Here is a 17797-nt window from a genome sequence, read left to right on the forward strand (position 1 = left end):
ACGGAAGAGACCTCCGACAGTCACCACTGTCAGCGCCGTCGGCACACCGCGCCCACCAAGGGCGTACGGTGTGCCCGTCGCTGTGTGTCTGCCGGAGGAATGAACCTTGGACGTGTCCGGACTGGTCTGGGCTGGGACCCTCGTCGCCCTGACCGGGATCCTGCTCGTGGATCTGCTGATCATCGGTCGGCGACCACACGAGCCGAGCGTGCGTGAGTCGAGCCTCTGGGTCGGCTTCTACGTCGGGCTGGCTCTGCTCTTCGGCGCCGGCGTCTGGCTGGCCTCGGGGGCGAGCGCCGCCGGGCAGTTCTACACCGGCTGGCTGACCGAGTACAGCCTCTCGGTCGACAACCTGTTCGTCTTCGTGATCATCATGGCCCGCTTCGGTGTGCCCCGGCAGTACCAGCAGAAGGTGCTGCTCATCGGCATCGTGCTGGCGCTGGTGATGCGGGGCGGTTTCATCGCGGCCGGCGCGGCGCTGCTCTCCCAGTTCTCCTTCGTGTTCTACATCTTCGGCGCGTTCCTGATCTACACGGCGATCAACCTCGCCCGGCAGGGCGAGCCCGACGAGGACGAGTTCTCCGAGAACGTGCTGATCCGGTGGAGCCGCAAGGCGCTGCCGATCTCCCATGACTACGACGGCGCCAGGCTGACCACCCACACGGTGAAGGGCAAGCGGATCTTCACGCCGATGCTGATCGTCATGATCGCCATCGGCACCACCGATTTGATCTTCGCGCTCGACTCGATTCCGGCGATCTTCGGCATCACCCAGGAGCCGTACCTGGTCTTCACCGCCAACGTCTTCGCGCTGATGGGCCTGCGGCAGCTCTACTTCCTGCTCGGTGGCCTGCTCAACCGACTGATCTACCTCAGCTACGGCCTGGCCGTGGTGCTCGGTTTCATCGGCGTCAAGCTGGTGCTGGAGGCCCTCGCCGGCAACACCCTGCCGTTCATCAACGACGGCGAGAACGTCGCGTGGGCCCCGCACATCCCGATCTGGCTCTCCCTGACGATCATCGTCGGCACCCTCGGGGTGGCGACCGTGGCCAGCCTGGTCAAGTCCTCCCACGACCGGCGGCGCTTGCTGGCCGACGCCCGCCGCTGAGGCGTACGCGACGGAAGGGGCGCTCCCGCCGGGAGCGCCCCTTCCGCGTGTCGTACGGGGGCCGCTCGTCGGGTCAGACCCGGTGCACCCCGACCAGGGTGGCGGTGCGCTCGTCGGGCAGCCGCTCCTCCAGCACGCGGCGCTGCAGGTAGCAGGCGTGCAGCATCCGCCGGTCGTCGCCGGGGCGCGGGTCGGCGGTGACGATGCCGATGTGGTGGATCCGGCGCCCGGGGCGGGCGAAGAAGTAGAGGTCGCCGGGGCGTTCCGCGCCCAGCGGCACCGGCCTGGTCGCCGTCGCCTGGTCGCTGGCGTCGCGGGGCAGCAGCACGCCGAGCCGCCGCCAGGCCAGGTGGACCAGGCCGGAGCAGTCGATGCCGTACGCCGACACCCCGCCCCAGATGTAGACGACGTCGAGCAGCCGCTGGGCGACGGCCAGCACCTCGTCGGCCGACGGGGGTGTGGCGGGCACCGGCACCGCGTCGCCGTCGGGCAGCCAGAGCGGCGCGGCGTGGCCCGGCGCGTGCACCGGCTGCCAGCCGTCGACCGCCGGACCGGCCGGGATCAGCCGGGTGCCCAGGATGACGCCGGAGAGCACCTCGGCGCCGCCCGGCGCGTCACGCAGCGCGGTGACGGTGGCGTCGACCACGAGCGGGTCGGCGTCGGCGACGACGGGGGCGAGCTGCTCGGCGGGGAGCCAGCCGGGGTAGCCGTGCGGGTGCAGCCGGGGGGCCGGCTGCTCGACCGCCACCACGTGGGCCCAGCCGTCGCCGCGCAGCTCGGTGACCAGCACCCGCTCGCCGAGCAGCAACTGGCTGAGCACGCAGTCGCCGACCTGCTGGTCGGTGTCCATGCCGGAGATCCAGGCCGCGATGTCGGTACGCGCGGCCAAAGCGGGACCGTCGACGGGTCGTACCGCCTCGGGGTGGCTCCAGAGGGTCGCGACCGCGACCCGGACCACGGCCTCCCGGCCCGGTTGCAGCTCCACGTCCACCCCCAGCTAGCGCCGAATGTTCCCGCGACCATATGAAAGTTTCCGACGTGCATCAACTACGGTTCTGCATCTTTACTTCATTTACGGAGCTGATTCCGAGGCCCGGCGCGTCCGGCAGCACGACGGTCGCGCCGTCGTACCGCAGGCCGCCGCGCACCGGCGACCAGGCCAGCCACCAGGCGGCGTCGAGGTCGGCCACGGCGGTGGTGCCGTAGGCGCCGACCAGGCTCGCGGCGGCGCCGATGCCCACCTGGGTCTCCATCATCGACCCGACGACGGTGCCGAGGCCGTGCGCGGCGGCCAGGTCGAGCAGGGTCCGGGCCGGGTGCAGGCCGCCGCACTTGGCGAGCTTGACGTTGACCATGTCGGCGGCCCGGCGGCGGATCACCTCGACCAGGTCGCGGACGCCGAAGACCGACTCGTCGGCGAGGATCGGCACGTCCACCCGATCGCTGACCCAGGCCAGCCCGTCCAGGTCCCAGCGGGAGACCGGCTGCTCGACCAGCTCGACGCCCAGCCCGGCGTCCTCGACGCCGCGGATCACCCGGACCGCCTCGCGCGGGGTCCAGCCCTGGTTGGCGTCGAGCCGGATGCGCACCCCGTCGCCGACCGCGGAGCGCACCGCGCGGACCCGCTCCAGGTCGCCGGCGGCGTCGGTGCCGACCTTCAGCTTGAGCACGCCGAAGCCCTCCGCCCGCCGCTGCCGGGCCGCCGCTGCCAGGTCCACCGCGTCGCCGGCGGCGAGCGTGACGTCCGTGGGCACCCGCAGGGCGGTGCCCCCCAGCAGGCGCACCAGCGGTACGCCGAGCCGCCGCGCCGCCAGGTCGTGCAGCGCCACGTCGACGGCCGCCTTGGCCGCCTCGTTGCCGACCGCGACCCGTTGCACCTCGGTGCAGCGGGCCACCAGGTCGTCGGCGTCGCGACCGGTGAGCATCGGGCCGATCAGCTCGCGGACGCACGCCTCGGAACCGGCGACGGAGGCCCCGGTCACCTGCCACACCTGCGGAGCCTCGCCGTAGCCGGACCGGCCGTCCGCGTCGACCACCTCCACCACCAGGGTCTCCACGGTGGTGGTACGGCGCAGCGCGGTGACGAACGGCGTGTGCAGGGGCGCGGAGAGCCGATGGGTGCGTACCGCGGCGATGGTCATGTGCGGCACCCTATACGGACACGGGCAGGCGAAGGGGAGGCCGGCATGAGCGAACGAAGTGAGCGGATCATCGGGTGCGGGGCGGCGGCGCCCCATGGCGGCGCGGAGCGCGGTGGAGTGCCGGCATGAGCGCGGGGAGCGAGCGGATCGTCGGGCGGGACTGGGAGCTGGTGGGCGCGCCGAACGCGCGCGACCTCGGCGGCCTGGTCGGCGTCGACGGCCGCAGGGTACGTCCGGGGGTGCTGATCCGTACCCCGGCGCTGGGTCGGTTGACCGACGAGGACGTGCCGCTGCTGGCCAAGCTGGGCCCGGCGTGCGTGGTCGACCTGCGGCACGACTCGGAGATGACGGTCGCCCCGCCGGACCGCCTGACCGGCGAGCCGCGGGTCGTGCACCTGCCGGTGCACGACGCCGAGCATCCCGTCTTCACGTACGTCTCGGCGGTGCTGCTCGGGCACGACCTGAGCGCGTACGCGGCCCTGGCCCGACAGGGGACGCCGGCGGCGATGGAGGCGATCTACCGCTGGTTCGTCAGCGGGGAGTCGGCGCGGGCGAACTTCGGCGCGGCGGTGCGGCTGGCGGCGCAGGCGGAGAACCTGCCGCTGGTCTACCACTGCTCGGCGGGCAAGGACCGGACCGGCTGGTTGACGGTGCTGCTGCTCAGCGCGCTCGGGGTGGACGAGGCCGCGATCCGGGCCGACTACCTGGCGAACAACCGGCTGACCGAGAGCCTGCGGGAGGTCATGCTGGAGGCGATGCGGCGGCGGATGCCGGGGCTAAACGCCGAGGCGGTGCGCCCGGTGCTGGAGGTGCGGGAGGAGTACCTGGACGCCGCGTACGCGGAGGTGCACCGGGTGCACGGGTCGTTCGGGGCGTACCTGCGTGACGGGCTCGGGGTGGGCGACGACGTCGTGGCGGCGCTGCGGGCGCACCTGCTGGACTGAGGCGTCGGGTCACAGGTCGTGCCGGGCGTCCCAGGCCGCGGCCGACACCCGTGCGATGAGTCGGCAGGCGTCGTCGTCCTCCTCGCCGGAGGCGCCGCCGTCGGCGAGGTCGGTGGTGGTGCAGACGACGACGGCGTACGGCGGCGCGTCGTCGGGGAAGACCACTCCCGCGCCGTGCCGCACGCCGCGTACCCAGCCGTTCTTGTGTGCGATGCGGGTGCCCTCGGGCAGCCCGGCGGCCAGGTCCTCGCGGTGTTCCTGGGCGAACAGCACGTCGAGCATGGCGGCGCAGCCGGCCGGTGAGGCGAGCGGGCCGGGGCGGTCCGCGCCGGCGGCCACGGCGGCGAGCAGCGCGGCCAGGTCGGCGGCGGTGACCAGGTTGGTGACGCCCGCCTCGCGGGCCGCGAAGTCCTCGATGCCCCGGCCGGTGACGCTGTGCCGGGCGCCGGCGAGGTCCCACACCCGTGCCACGGCGGGCAGTCCGACGTGGCCGATGACCACGTTGGTGGCGAGGTTGCTGGAGCGGACGATCATCCGGTGGGCGAGCCAGCGCAGTGGCGCGTCACCGCCGACGCGTTCCCAGACGGCCTGGTCGTTGTCGTAGTGGCGGGCGCAGGAGAACCGGGGGGCGCCGGGCAGCGCCGAGTCGAACTCGTTGCGCACGGGCACCGGGGCGTCCAGGTCGAGGGTGCCGGCCTCGGCGGCGCGGTGCAGTGCGACGAGCACCGCGGCCTTCATGGTGCTGGCGGCGTAGTGGGTCGCGTCGGCGTGCCGGGTCCAGGTGGGAGTGGCGCCGACCCGCCCCACGTACGCCGACACGGTGCCGGGCACCCCGTCCAGATGGGCGTCGAGCGCGTCCCAGGTCATGCGGCTGACCGTAGCGGGTCGGTCGACGGGGCGGCGGGGCGGGGCGATCGGTCGTACCGTGCGGGGATGACGGTTGCCGCCTACGACGCGCACGCCGACTGGTATGAGGCGTTCGCCACCGACACGTCCAGCGACTACATGACCCGGGTCCGCAGCCGGCTCGGCGACCTGCTCGGCCCCGGCCCCGGCCGCTGCCTCGACCTGTGCTGCGGGACCGGGCTGCAGGCGGCGGAGCTGCGCCGGCTGGGCTGGGAGCCGGTCGGGCTCGACCTGTCCGCCGGGCAGTTGCGGCACGCCCGACCGCGTCTGCCGGTGGCCCGTGCCGACGCGGCGGCGCTGCCGGTGGCCGACGCCTCGGTGCCGGCGGTGGCGTGCGTGCTGGCGCACACCGACGTGCCCGACTACGCGGCGGTCGTCGCCGAGGTCGCACGGGTGCTCACGCCCGGCGGCCGGTTCGTCCACGTCGGAGTGCACCCGTGCTTCATCGGGGCCTTCGCCGACCGCTCCGACCCGCAGCGGATCGTGATCGACGGCGGCTACGCCGAGCGGGAGCGCAGCTTCCGGGCCTGGGCGCCGCACGGGGTGCGGGTGCGCGTCGGCGCGTGGCACGTCCCGCTGGCCGACCTGCTCAACGCGGTCACCGACGCCGGCCTGACCCTGGTGCGTACCGTCGAGGCGGGCTCCGGCCCGGTGCCGGACCTGTTCGGCTTCCTCGCCACCCGTCCCACCTGAGTGTCCGGAGGGCGCAACGGGCGGAGCCCGGACCGCGCGGGGCGGTCCGGGCTCCGGGGGTGGCTGCCGTCGTAGGTCAGCCGGCGTGCTTGCGGCGGGCGGCGGCCCGGCCACGGGTGGTCTGGTCGAGTACGACCTTACGGATGCGCACGGCGGCCGGGGTGACCTCGACGCACTCGTCCTCGCGGCAGAACTCGAGGGCCTGCTCCAGCGACAGCTTGCGCGGCGGGATCAGCTTCTCGGTCTCGTCGGCCGTCGACGAGCGCATGTTGGTGAGCTTCTTCTCCTTGGTGATGTTGACGTCCATGTCGTCGGAGCGGGAGTTCTCCCCGACGATCATGCCCTCGTACACCTCGGTGCCCGGCTCGACGAAGAGCTGGCCGCGCTCCTGGAGGTTGGTCATCGCGAAGGCGGTGACCGCGCCGGAGCGGTCGGCGACCAGCGAGCCGTTGTTGCGGGTACGCAGCTCGCCGAACCACGGCTCGTACGACTCGAAGACGTGGTGCAGGATGCCGGTGCCCCGGGTCTCGGTGAGGAACTCCGTGCGGAAGCCGATCAGGCCCCGGGCCGGGACCAGCCACTCCATCCGGATCCAGCCCGTGCCGTGGTTGACCAGCTGCTCCATGCGGCCCTTGCGGGTCGCCAGCAGCTGGGTGATCGCGCCCAGGTACTCCTCGGGGGCGTCGATGGTGAGCCGCTCGACGGGCTCGCAGGTCTTGCCGTCGATCTCCCGGGTGACCACCTGCGGCTTGCCGACGGTCAGCTCGAAGGACTCGCGGCGCATCTGCTCGACGAGGATGGCCAGCGCCAGCTCGCCGCGGCCCTGCACCTCCCACGCGTCGGGGCGCTCGGTGGGCAGCACCCGCAGCGACACGTTGCCGACGAGTTCCTTGTCGAGGCGGTCCTTGACCATCCGGGCGGTGACCTTGGCGCCCTTGACCCGGCCGACCAGCGGCGAGGTGTTGGTGCCGATGGTCATCGAGATGGCAGGCTCGTCGACGGTGATCAGCGGCAGCGGGCGCGGGTCCTCCGCGTCGGCCAGGGTCTCACCGATCATGATCTCGGGGATGCCGGCGACGGCGATGATGTCGCCCGGGCCCGCCGATTCGGCCGGCTTGCGCTCCAGGCCCTCGGTCATCAGCAGCTCGGAGATGCGGACCCGCTGGGTGCTGCCGTCGGTGCGGCACCAGGCCACCGTCTGGCCTTTGCTGATGGTGCCCTGACGTACGCGGCACAGCGCCAGCCGGCCGAGGAACGGGGAGGCGTCGAGGTTGGTGACGTGCGCCTGAAGCGGCGCCTCCTCGTCGTACGCGGGCGGCGGGATGGTGTCGAGCAGGGTGCGGAACAGCGGCTCCAGGCTGTTGCTGTCGTCGGGGACAGCGCCGTCGGCGGGCTGGGTCAGCGAGGCGATGCCGTCGCGGGCGCAGGCGTAGACGATCGGGAAGTCGATCTGCTCCTCGTCGGCGTCCAGGTCGAGGAAGAGTTCGTAGGTGTCGTCCACGACCTCCTTGATCCGGGCGTCGGGGCGGTCCACCTTGTTGATGACCAGGATGATCGGCATGCGCGCCTTGAGCGCCTTGCGGAGCACGAACCGGGTCTGCGGCAGGGGGCCCTCGCTGGCGTCCACCAGCAGCACCACACCGTCGACCATGGTCAGGCCGCGCTCCACCTCGCCGCCGAAGTCGGCGTGGCCGGGGGTGTCGATGATGTTGATGGTCACCGGGTCGGAGCCGTCGGCCGGCAGGTACCGCACGCCGGTGTTCTTGGCCAGGATGGTGATGCCCTTTTCCCGTTCGAGGTCCATCGAGTCCATGACCCGTTCGGTTACCTCGCCGCGGGCGCCGTAGGCGCCGGCCTGCCGCAACATGGCGTCGACCAGGGTCGTCTTGCCGTGGTCGACGTGGGCGATGATGGCGACGTTGCGGAGGTCGGTGCGAAGCTGCATACCCTCCATACTCCTGTCTGCGGTTGCCGGGCACGCGTCGGGGGTCCACCCCCGAATTGGCCCGGATCTCTGCCGGAACTGATGTTCCGACCGTTTCAGCGCCTGGCATGCTGACCCCCGTGGGAATGGGGGCCCGATGCACGACCTGTTGACCTCGCTGCAGGGCCTGCCGCCCCTGCTGATCTATGTGATCGCCGCGATTGTCGTCGCGGGGGAGACCGCCGTGATCTTCGGTCTGCTGGTGCCGGGCGAGGCGACCCTGTTGCTGATCGGCTTCCTAGCGTACGCGGGGACGCTGCGGCTCGCGCCGGCGCTGCTGGTGATGATCCTTGCAGCAGTGATCGGCGACACACTGGCGTTCCGGGCAGGCCGGCGGCACGGGCCCCGGCTGCGCGCCGGCCGGCTGGGCGCCCGGGTGGGGCACGAGCGGTGGAGCCGGGCGGACGCGATGCTCGGCCGGCTGGGCGGGCGCGGGGTGCTGACCGCCCGCTGGGTGGCCTTCGCGCGCACCCTCGTGCCCCGGCTGGCCGGGGCGGCCGGGATGCCGTACCGGCGGTTCGCGCCCTGGAACGTGGCCGGGGTGGTGACCTGGGTGGGTGGCTCGGTGCTCGCCGGCAACCTGGCGGGGGAGTCGTACGAGACGGTCTCCCGGCTGCTCGGGCGTGCCACGGGGGCGGTGCTGGTGCTCGTGGCCGCGCTGGTGGCGGTGGTGCTGGCGGGGCGGTGGCTGGGCCGTAACCCGGACCCGGCGCGGGCGCTGGCTTCCCGGGCCGCCGGGCTGCGGCCGGTGCGCTGGCTCAGTGGCCGGTACGGGGTGCTGTTCTTCCTGCTCGCCATGCACGTCGGTCCGGCCTGGACGCTGTTGATCAATCTGGCCGTCGGCCTGCTGCTGCTCTTCGTGGTCGGGCTCGCCATCGCCTGGGTGCTCGGGGCGGTGGTCCGGCACAGCGGCTTGGCGGTGCTCGACGGCGCGATCGCCGACTGGTTCGCCGAGCGGCGTACGCCCGGGGCGGTCGACGTCACGCTCGCGGTGGTCTCGGCGCTGCGGGGATCGTCGTTGATCGTGCTGGTGGCCGCCGTGGCGGCGGTGCTGGCCTGGCGCAACCGGCCCTGGCGGGCGGATCTGCTCAGCGTGGTCGGCACGGTCGGGGCGTTCGTACCGCTGGTGGTGCTGGCCGTGGTGGTCGACCTGGCCGGGCCGGCGGGTGGCCCGGGCGACCGGGGGGCCGCCCTGTTCCCGGCGCAGAACGCGGTGGTGGCGGCCAGCCTCTGCACGCTCGCCTGGCTGCTGTCGCGCAGGGCGCGCTGGCCGGTGGCGGTCACCGCCTGGACGGCCGCGGCGGCCGGGGTGGTGGGCCTCGTCGGCGCCCGCCTCTACCTGGGATTGAGCACCCTCAGCGGCAGCGCCACGGCGGTGCTGCTGGGGGTGGCCTGGACGGCGTTGTTCATGGTCGCCTGGGCCACCCGCGACAAGGCGGTGGGCGGCGGCGCGGCGGAACCCGAACCGGTGGCGGTACGCGCCGAGGCGTGAGCCGGCCCGCACCGCCCGAACTGACGGAAACGGGGCCGTGGCGGTGACGCCACGGCCCCCGTTCCGGCGGGCCGGTCAGTCCCGGGTGGCCGTCGGTTCGCGTCCGGTCGGCGCGTCCTGCGCGTCCCCCGTCTCTCCGACGGGCCTACGGACGACCCGCCCCGGCCACCAGAAGCGGTCGCCGAGGGTGAACGCCAGCGCCGGCACCAGGATCGTCCGGACGAGCAGGGTGTCCAGCAGGACGCCGATGCAGACGATGACGCCGATCTGGGTCAGCAGGAGCAGCGGCAGGACGCCGAGGACGGCGAAGACCGCGGCGAGCAGGACACCGGCGCTGGTGATGACGCCGCCGGTGACCCGCAGGGCCGAGAGCATGCCGGCGCGGGTGCCGCTGCGCCGGGCGTCCTCGCGGGCCCTGGTGACGAGGAAGATGTTGTAGTCCACCCCGAGCGCCACCAGGAACACGAAGGCCAGCAGCAGGACCCCGCTGTCGAGCGCCGGCATGTCGAGCACGTGGTCGAAGACCAGCCACGACGCGCCGATGCTGGCGAAGAACGACGCGACCACGGTGAGCACCAGCAGCACCGGGGCGACCAGGCCGCGCAGGAGCAGCACCAGCACCGCGCCGACGAGCAGCAGGATGATCGGCAGGATCAGTCGCAGGTCCTTGCCGTTGGCCTGGTTCTCGTCGTAGGTGGCGGCGACGGCGCCGCCCACCACCGCACCGTCGAACGCGGGTGCGCCCTCGACCGCGGGCGGGGCGGAGCCGGGGATCGCGGCGACCGCGTCCCGCAGCGCCTCGACGGTCCGGTTCGCGGCGGCGGTGCCGGGTTCGGCCTCGAGTACGACGTCGACCTGGGCGACCTGGGGGCCCGCCTCGCCGGGACGCGCGGAGGCGACGCCGGGGATCCCGGCGGCGGTGTCGGTGACGGCCTGCACCGCCGACGGGGTGGTGAGCACGGCGACCGGCTGGGTCGTGCCGGCGGGGAAGGCCCGGGCGAGGGTCTCCGCGCCGGCGACCGCCTCCGGCTTGACCCGGAACTGCTCGGTCTCCGACAGGCCGGTGCGGATGCCGAGCCCGCCGAGGGCGAGCCCGGCGAGCAGCAGCGTCGCGAGCAGCGCGACCGGAATCGGGCGGCGTTCGACGGCGGCGCCGAGGCGGCCCCACAGCCGGCCCTCGCGGGCCTCCCCGCCGACGCGGGGCACGAACGGCCAGAAGAGGCCGCGACCGAAGATCAGCAGTGCGGCCGGCAGGACGAACAGCGCGGAGAGCATGGCGAGGACGATGCCCGTCGCGCAGGCCACGGCGAGCGCGCGGTTGAGCTCCTGCTCCGACAGCAGCAGGGTGAGCACGCCGAGGACGACGGTGGAGCCGCTGGCGAGGATGGGCTCGGCGACGCGGCGCAGCGCGGCGCGCATGGCCACGAAGCGGTCCTCCTCGCGGCGTAGTTCCTCGCGGTAGCGGGCGATGAGCAGCAGCGCGTAGTTGGTGGCGGCGCCGAAGACGAGGACGCTGGCGATGCCGGTGACGGCGCCGCCGGGCAGGTTGATGCCGAAGGCGGGGACGACCGTCTCGAGGGCGCGCAGCGTGACCTGTTCCGTGGCCGCGACGACGACGAGCGGCACGATCCACAGGAACGGGCTGCGGTAGGTGATGAGCAGCAGCAGCGCCACGACGCTGGCGGTGACGGCGAGCAGCGTGATGTCCGCGCCGTCGAAGACCTTGGTCAGGTCGGTGGCGAACGCGGGCCCGCCGGTGACCTCCACGGTCAGCCCGTCCGGTACGTCGTCGAGCGACGCGCGGAGCTGGTCGACCCGTTCGGTGACCGCCTCCTGGCCGCCGGTGGCCGACAGCGGCACGGCGATCAGCGCGACGGTGCCGTCGGGTGAGATCTGCGGCGGGCTGACGCGCCCGCCGACGGCGAACTGGCCGAGGTCACCGGACTGGCTGGTGAGGGCCGCGCGGTCGGCTTCGGTGAGGGGCGCCCGGTCGGCGCGGCTGACGACGACGAGTGCCGCCTGGACGTCGCGGGAGGGCAGTTGGTCCTGGAGGCGTTCCACCTGGGTCGACTGCCACTGCGCGGAAAGGCCGGTGGACGAGACGGGCTCCGGATTGTCGGGCTTGGGCAGCCCGAAGACGATCGCCCCGAAGACGATCGCGGCGACCACGGTGAGCCACGCGGCGAGCCGTCCGCGCGCCGCGCGGGTGAACACTGACATGGGATGCCCTCACGGTCTCTCGACGAATTTTCCTTCGACGATCAAGGACTCGAACGACGCAAAGTGCCGAGCTCCGAGTATCTTGATAAACGAGATTATCGACTGCTGAGTTATGCTGCAACCGGAACGGACGGCAGGAGGCGGCGACCCAGGTGGCAGGTCACGGCATGTACCGACGGCGCGACACGCACCGCGAACGGCTGGTCGCCGAGATCGGGATCGAACTGCGGCGCTACTCGGTCGACGCCCAGCACATCGGGCACGCCTTCGCCAACCTGCACGGGCTGGGCGCCACCGACCTGCAGGCGCTCATCGCGGTGATGGACGCCGAGCTGGCGGGCCAGCCGATCACCCCCGGCCGCCTCGGCGAACAGCTCAACCTCTCGTCCGGCTCGGTCACCGCGCTGGTCGACCGGCTGGAGCGCGCGGGGCACATCCGCCGCGACCGCGACACCACCGACCGGCGCAAGGTCCTCCTGCACTACGCGGAGCGGGGCGCCGCGCTGGCCGCGGACTTCTTCCGCCCGCTGGGCCGGCGCACCGACGACGTGATGGCCGGCTTCAGCGACGACGAGCTGGCGGTGGTGCACCGGTTCATGTCCGCGATGACCACCTCGATGGCGGAGCACCGCGACGCCGTGCGCGCCGCCCGCGACGAGCCGGCCCGGCGCGCGAACGGCTGAGGCGGTGCTCGACCGGCTGGCCACCCGCCTCGCCACCGCCGCGCTGCGGTTGCCGCCCGCGCGCACCCGGCGGGTCACCCTCACCCGGGGCATCCCGGTGCGGGTCCGCGACGGTGTGCCGCTGCGCACCGACCACTACGCCCCGGACCTCGCCGACGCGCCGACCGTGCTGATCCGCACGCCGTACGGGCGGGGCGGGCCGATGCGGCTACTCGGCCGGCTCGCGGCCGAACGCGGTTTCCACGTGGTGATCCAGTCCTGCCGTGGCACGTTCGGCTCCGGCGGCACCTTCGCCCCGCTGGTGCACGAGCGCGAGGACGGCCTCGACACGCTCGACTGGCTGCGCCGCCAGCCCTGGTGGACCGGGGCGTTCGGCATGTTCGGCGCCAGTTACCAGGGCTTCGTGCAGTGGGCCGTCGCCGCCGACGCCGGGCCGGAGCTGCGCGCCATGGTCGCGGTGGTGACGGCCTCGGGCACCCGCGACTCGACGTACGCCGGGGAGTCCTTCGCCCTGGACACCGTGCTCACCTGGGCCGAGCTGCTCCAGGCGCAGACCGTGCCGTGGCTGGCCCGGCAGTGGGAGCTCAAGCGCGGCCAGCCCCGGCTGGTCGCGGCGCTGGCCCACCTGCCGCTGGTCGAGGCGGACCGGGTGGCCACCGGCGTGACCGTGCCGTTCTTCCAGGAGTGGCTGCGCCACCACACCCCGGACGCCGACTACTGGCGCCCGCGCGTCTTCGGCGACCGGATCACCGAGGTCCACGCCCCGGTGGCGATGGTCAGCGGCTGGCACGACATCTTCCTGCCGGCCCAGCTGCGCGACTTCGCGGCGCTGCGCGCGGCCGGCGCCCGGCCCCGGTTGACCGTCGGGCCGTGGACCCACGGCAGCCCCGGGCTCCTCCTCGCCGCGCTGCGCGGCGGGCTGGAGCACCTCGACGAACACCTCGCCGGGCGGATCCCACCGGCGGCGCCCGGCGCGCCCGTGCGCGTGTACGTCGGCGGGGCGGGCGGCGGCTGGCGGGACCTGCCCGACTGGCCGCCGCCGGCGGCGCCGACCCCGTGGTACCTGCACCCGGCGGGCGAGCTGGCCACCGCCGCGCCGGTCCCCTCGGCGCCGGACCGCTTCCACTACGACCCGGCCGACCCGACGCCCTCACTCGGTGGTCCGCTGCTCGTCGCCCAGCGCGCCGGCCCGGTCGACAACCGTCCGGTCGAGGCCCGGCCCGACGTGCTGACCTTCACCAGCGCCCCGCTGACCGCGTCCGTCGAGGTGATCGGCCCGGTACGCGCCGAGATCCACCTGCGCAGTGAGTTGTCCCACCTGGACGTCTTCGTGCGACTGTGCGACGTGGACCGGCGCGGCCGGTCCTGGAACGTCTGCGACGGGCTGGTCCGCGTCACCCCCGACCGGTTTCCCGTCGACCCGACGGGCGCGGTGCGCGTACCCGTGGAACTCTGGCCGGCCGCGCACCGGTTCGCGCCCGGGCACCGGTTGCGGGTGCAGGTCTCCGGGGGCGCCCATCCCCGCTACGCACGCAACCCCGGCACCGGCGAGCCTCTCGGCACGGCCGTGACCCTGCGTGCTGGATGGCGGGAGATCATCCACGACCCACAGTGTCCGTCCGCAGTGGTCCTGCCGATCATGCCGCCAGCGGCGAAGCTTTCCCCCAGTCGAAAAAACCCATCCTGAGCTGGGCATTCATCAATTCGCAGGGCTATGGTTGGGCCAACGCCCGACGCCGTGCACCATCGGTCGGGCCGTGCGCGTGAGGCTCGCACACCGCCTACGCGGTGTCACCGTCGTGCCCGGCCCCGACGACATCCGCAAGGGGGAATCCCATGACGCGGGCACCGCAGAATCTGCTGGCCGTGCGCCGTCTGCTACTCGAGCACCTCAACGTCGACCCCAACAAGTCCCGCGACCAGGATCTCGAACCCGCCGAGGTCGGCATCGTCGGCGACCCCGCCCACCGGGGCGGCTACCACTGCGGGAAGGACCGGGTGGTGACCCGGGACTACTCCGTCGTCGAGTCGTCCCGCGACTCATCCGGCCTGACCCTCGACGCGTCCGCGCTCGACGTCGGCAGCTTCCGGGTCAGCGTCGCGGGCCGGACCCACGACCTCCGCAGCTTCTCCACCTGGTGTGTCGCGCAGTGCACGGCGGGGAGCGCGGACAGCCGGGACATCCGGGAGATCATCTACTCCCCGGACGGCAAGGTCGTCCGACGGTGGGACCGCCTGCGCAAGCGGACGAGCGGCGACAGCTCCCACCTGTGGCACACCCACTTCAGCTTCTTCCGCGACTCGACGAAGGCGAACCGGGACCAGACCCCGCTGTTCCGCCGCTACCTGACCAGCATCGGACTGATCGCCCCGCCCGTAGAGGAGTCCACCATGGAGCAGACCGACAAGCTCGCCTACAAGACCGACGTGGCCAACCGCACCGTCGGCCAGGTCCTCGCCGACCTGGCGAACCTGCGCAACTGGCTGGTCTCACCGGTCGGCACACCGAACCAGGTGAGTCCCCCCAGTGAGCAGTCGCCGCTGACCCTCCTGCTCGCGATGGCGCGGGGCTACCCGGCTCTGGTCAACCAGGTCAAGGCGCTGGCCGACGGCGATTTCAGCGACGAGCAGGCCATCATCGCCGGCGTGCTCGCCGGTCTCTCGCCGGAGCAGATCGCGGAGGCCATCCCGCCCACCATCGCCCAGCAGGTCACCGACGAACTGGCCCGCCGGCTGGCGGCCTGACCTGCCGCTCCGCAGGGTCGCCGGGATGCGCCTCGTCGCCGGTGTCGCATCACCACCGTTGCGGAGGCTGGTCGACCTCGGGCTGGCGCTCACTCCGGCGATCCTGCTGAGCGGGCCGCTACGGCGGCGACGGAACCTGCCAGTCGCGCCGAAGCGGCCCTGAACGCGCTGCGATGGCGGCCGGCGAACGGCCGCCACCACCGGCACGGGATCTACAGCGAGCGGACGTTGTCCGCCTGCGGGCCCTTCTGACCCTGGGTCACCTCGAACTCGACCTTCTGGCCCTCGTTCAGCTCCCGGTAACCGCTCGACGCGATGGCCGAGTAGTGGACGAACACGTCCGGCCCTCCGCCATCCTGCTCGATGAAGCCGAAGCCCTTTTCCGAGTTGAACCACTTAACCGTGCCGGTTGCCATGCATCTCTCCCTGTTCCAAAGCGGGCCAATCCCGGTCTTCGACCAAAGATCGCCCGGTGCTACCCCGAGAGTAACCGGCCGAACCTCGATCTGCTGGCCGAAGTGCCGCAGGCGGTGCGGCGAAACTCTCGACGCGGGCGATGGGAAGCCGGGCCGTGCGGAGGCAGGGGACGCGAAAGCCGGGCGGTGCCCGGTCGGCTGCGGCATGCTTGCCCCGATGAGAGGTGCCACAGCCGACGCGCTGATTGAGCTGGAGCGGGAGATCGACGCTCCCGGCGGCGGGCTGGACCGGCTCGGGCTGGTGCGGATCCCCTTCGTCCCCGAGGTCCGGCTGCACCTGGCCGAGGACGCGATCGTCTGGTGGGCCCGGATGGAGGCGCACGCCGGGCACGCCCTGCCCCCGCCGTACTGGGCCTCCGTGTGGGCCGGTGGCCAGGCCCTCGCGCGGCACCTGCTGGACCACCCCGACCTCGCGGCCGGCCGCCGGGTGCTCGACATCGCCGCCGGCTCCGGCCTGGTGGCGATCGCCGCCGCGCTCGCCGGCGCCGAGCGGGTGGTCGCCAACGACATCGACCCGTACGCGCTGGCGGCGGTCACCGTCAACGCCCGGGCCAACCACGTGACGGTCGCGGCCACCTGTGGTGACCTGCTCGACTCCGAGCCCGACGGGACGGACCTCCTGGTGGCCGGGGACGTGCTCTACGACGCGACGATGGCGGCGCGGGTGCTGCCCTTCCTACGCCGGGCCGCCGCGACGGGCGCCGACGTGCTGGTCGGCGACCCCGGGCGGGGCCACCTGCCGCCGGGCGTACTGGCGACGGTGGCGAGCTACCCCGTGCCGACCACCGAACCCTCCGTCGACTCGTCCGTGCGCCGGGTGCAGGTGCTGCGCCCCCGGTGACCCACCGTTCTCAGGGTCGACCCCGAGGCTGATACCAGGGGGTGGTCGGGGATCGGACCCGATGCCCCGGGTGGCCGGGCGGCCATAGCGTACGGGGCATGTCGGAATGGCTGCACCAGATCGGGGAGTTGCCCACCACCCTGCTCATGGGGGTGCTCGGGGTGGTGATGCTCTTCGACGCGGTGCCGCTGCTCGGGGTGCTGGTGCCCGGTGACGTGGCGGTCCTGGCCGCCATGGGAGTCGGCGGACCGAGCACCGGGGCGGTGACCTTCGCCGTCGTGGTGGCCGGTTGCCTCGCCGGCTGGTCGCTGAGCTTCCTCGCGGGCCGCCGCTACGGCGAACGGCTGCGGCGCAGCCGCCTCGGGGACTGGATCGGCGAGGCGCGCTGGGCGGCCGCGGAGGGGATCCTCCAGCGCGGGGGTGGCCGGATGGTGCTGGTCGCGCCCTTCCTGCCGGTGTTCAACGCGCTGCTGCCGCTGGCGGCGGGCGGGCTGCGGATGTCGTACCCGCGATTCCTCGGCTGCGCGACGCTCGGCGCGGCGGCGTGGGCCGGTCTCTACCTGGGGCTGGGTACCGCCTCGCGGTCGCTGGCCGGGCTGGTGCCGGGGGAGCCCAGCCCGATGCTGGCCACCCTGGTGGTCGGCCTCCTGCTGGCGGGCGCGGTGCTGATGGGCACGCGGCACCGACTGCGTGCGCTCACCGGGGCCTGACTGCGCTCACCGGGCCTGACTGCGCGCCGACGGGGGTCGGCAGGGAACGGGCGGCGACCGGAATCCCGGGGGGAGCAAAGACGGGGGAGAGCCCGGGGATCGGGGGATCGACGGGGCCGCGGAGGCCGACGGGGGGAACGGGGGCCGACGGGGGAGTGGGGCCGGGCGCGGATCGCGTCCGGCCCCACTGGGTTCACCAGCCCCGGGCGCGCCACTGGGGCAGCGCGGGGCGCTCCGCGCCGAGCGTGCCGTCCTTGCCGTGACCCGGGTAGAACCAGGTCTCGTCGGGCAGCCGGTCGAAGAGCTTGTGCTCGACGTCGTCGATGAGCGCGGCGAACCGCTCCGGGTCCTTGTCGGTGTTGCCGACCCCGCCGGGGAACAGGCTGTCGCCGGTGAACAGGTGCGGCGTGCCCGCGGGGTCGCGGTAGAGCAGCGCGATCGAGCCGGGGGTGTGGCCCTTGACGTGGATGACCTCCAGCGCGCACCCGCCCACCGCCACGGTGTCGCCGTCGGCGAGCGTCTCGGCCTCGATGGGCAGCCCGGCCGCGTCGTCGGCGTGCACCAGCGGGCGGGCGCCCGTCTTGGCGACGACCTCCTCCAGCGCCACCCAGTGGTCCATGTGCTGGTGGGTGGTGACCACCGTGGTCAGCCCCGCGTCGCCCACCAGTTCGAGCAGCCGGGACGCCTCGTTGGCGGCGTCGATCAGCACCTGCTCGCCGGTCGCCCGGCAGCGCAGCAGGTAGGCGTTGTTGTCCATCGGGCCCACCGACACCTTGGTGATGGTGAGCTGGTCGAGCTCGCGTACGGCCGGCGTGCCGCCGGGCGTGACGTCTCCGCTGTAGGTCATGAGGTCG

Annotated in this window: 16 protein-coding genes; 9 read left to right on the plus strand and 7 right to left on the minus strand. The window is 73.3% G+C overall.

Annotated elements, in window-relative coordinates; all coding sequences use genetic code 11:
- Positions 1-106: 106 nt before the first annotated feature.
- Positions 107-1108 (plus strand): TerC family protein, encoded by a 1002-nt coding sequence (locus tag ACGFIG_RS13475; RefSeq protein WP_393002416.1) that lies wholly within the window; start codon positions 107-109, stop codon positions 1106-1108.
- Positions 1109-1181: 73 nt separating this feature from the next.
- Here ACGFIG_RS13475 and ACGFIG_RS13480 read toward each other — a convergent pair whose 3' ends face one another.
- Both ACGFIG_RS13480 and ACGFIG_RS13485 read right to left on the minus strand, forming a co-directional pair.
- Positions 1182-2093 (minus strand): NlpC/P60 family protein, encoded by a 912-nt coding sequence (locus tag ACGFIG_RS13480; RefSeq protein WP_393002418.1) that lies wholly within the window; start codon positions 2091-2093, stop codon positions 1182-1184.
- A 58-nt stretch (positions 2094-2151) separates the two neighbouring features.
- Positions 2152-3249 carry a mandelate racemase/muconate lactonizing enzyme family protein gene (locus tag ACGFIG_RS13485; protein ID WP_393002420.1) on the minus strand — a complete coding sequence of 366 codons (1098 nt, stop codon included), beginning with the start codon at positions 3247-3249 and terminating at the stop codon, positions 2152-2154.
- A gap of 146 nt (positions 3250-3395) precedes the next feature.
- Between ACGFIG_RS13485 and ACGFIG_RS13490 the strand changes: the two genes are divergently transcribed.
- Positions 3396-4193 (plus strand): tyrosine-protein phosphatase, encoded by a 798-nt coding sequence (locus tag ACGFIG_RS13490; protein ID WP_393002929.1) that lies wholly within the window; start codon positions 3396-3398, stop codon positions 4191-4193.
- A 9-nt stretch (positions 4194-4202) separates the two neighbouring features.
- On the opposite strand, the gene ACGFIG_RS13495 is transcribed toward ACGFIG_RS13490, so the two are convergent.
- Positions 4203-5060, minus strand: coding sequence for a serine hydrolase (locus tag ACGFIG_RS13495; RefSeq protein WP_393002422.1), 858 nt, complete (start codon positions 5058-5060; stop codon positions 4203-4205).
- A 66-nt stretch (positions 5061-5126) separates the two neighbouring features.
- Here ACGFIG_RS13495 and ACGFIG_RS13500 point away from each other — a divergent pair, with 66 nt between their 5' ends.
- Positions 5127-5792, plus strand: a complete 666-nt coding sequence (locus ACGFIG_RS13500; protein ID WP_393002424.1) for a class I SAM-dependent methyltransferase — start codon at positions 5127-5129, stop codon at positions 5790-5792.
- 76 nt (positions 5793-5868) lie between these two features.
- Here ACGFIG_RS13500 and typA read toward each other — a convergent pair whose 3' ends face one another.
- Entirely contained in the window at positions 5869-7737 is a 1869-nt protein-coding gene (gene typA, locus ACGFIG_RS13505; protein ID WP_393002426.1) for a translational GTPase TypA, read from the minus strand.
- A gap of 136 nt (positions 7738-7873) precedes the next feature.
- Between typA and ACGFIG_RS13510 the strand changes: the two genes are divergently transcribed.
- Positions 7874-9268: a DedA family protein gene (locus ACGFIG_RS13510; RefSeq protein ID WP_393002428.1), complete on the plus strand. Its 1395-nt coding sequence runs from the start codon at positions 7874-7876 to the stop codon at positions 9266-9268.
- 75 nt (positions 9269-9343) lie between these two features.
- Here the strand turns inward: ACGFIG_RS13510 and ACGFIG_RS13515 are convergent, their stop codons facing one another.
- On the minus strand, positions 9344-11488 hold the full coding sequence (locus ACGFIG_RS13515) for an MMPL family transporter (protein WP_393002430.1): 2145 nt from the start codon (positions 11486-11488) through the stop codon (positions 9344-9346).
- A 167-nt stretch (positions 11489-11655) separates the two neighbouring features.
- Here ACGFIG_RS13515 and ACGFIG_RS13520 point away from each other — a divergent pair, with 167 nt between their 5' ends.
- The 3 genes from ACGFIG_RS13520 (at position 11656) to ACGFIG_RS13530 (ending at position 14916) form a co-directional block, all read left to right on the plus strand.
- Complete coding sequence (locus ACGFIG_RS13520) at positions 11656-12171, plus strand: MarR family winged helix-turn-helix transcriptional regulator (protein WP_393002432.1); 516 nt, start codon at positions 11656-11658, stop codon at positions 12169-12171.
- Between the two features lie 4 nt (positions 12172-12175).
- Positions 12176-13858 carry a CocE/NonD family hydrolase gene (locus ACGFIG_RS13525; protein WP_393002434.1) on the plus strand — a complete coding sequence of 561 codons (1683 nt, stop codon included), beginning with the start codon at positions 12176-12178 and terminating at the stop codon, positions 13856-13858.
- Between the two features lie 149 nt (positions 13859-14007).
- Entirely contained in the window at positions 14008-14916 is a 909-nt protein-coding gene (locus ACGFIG_RS13530) for a hypothetical protein (RefSeq protein ID WP_393002436.1), read from the plus strand.
- A gap of 212 nt (positions 14917-15128) precedes the next feature.
- On the opposite strand, the gene ACGFIG_RS13535 is transcribed toward ACGFIG_RS13530, so the two are convergent.
- On the minus strand, positions 15129-15332 hold the full coding sequence (locus tag ACGFIG_RS13535) for a cold-shock protein (RefSeq protein WP_088999344.1): 204 nt from the start codon (positions 15330-15332) through the stop codon (positions 15129-15131).
- Between the two features lie 217 nt (positions 15333-15549).
- Here ACGFIG_RS13535 and ACGFIG_RS13540 point away from each other — a divergent pair, with 217 nt between their 5' ends.
- Together ACGFIG_RS13540 and ACGFIG_RS13545 are read left to right on the plus strand one after the other, a co-directional pair.
- Positions 15550-16233, plus strand: a complete 684-nt coding sequence (locus ACGFIG_RS13540) for a class I SAM-dependent methyltransferase (protein WP_393002438.1) — start codon at positions 15550-15552, stop codon at positions 16231-16233.
- Between the two features lie 98 nt (positions 16234-16331).
- A complete protein-coding gene (locus ACGFIG_RS13545) occupies positions 16332-16943 on the plus strand; it encodes a DedA family protein (RefSeq protein WP_393002440.1) in 612 nt (203 codons plus the stop codon).
- A 193-nt stretch (positions 16944-17136) separates the two neighbouring features.
- Here ACGFIG_RS13545 and ACGFIG_RS13550 read toward each other — a convergent pair whose 3' ends face one another.
- Complete coding sequence (locus tag ACGFIG_RS13550) at positions 17137-17790, minus strand: MBL fold metallo-hydrolase (RefSeq protein WP_393002442.1); 654 nt, start codon at positions 17788-17790, stop codon at positions 17137-17139.
- Positions 17791-17797: the final 7 nt, after the last annotated feature.

Source organism: Micromonospora sp. NPDC049048, assembly GCF_043197615.1.
Lineage (GTDB): Bacteria > Actinomycetota > Actinomycetes > Mycobacteriales > Micromonosporaceae > Micromonospora.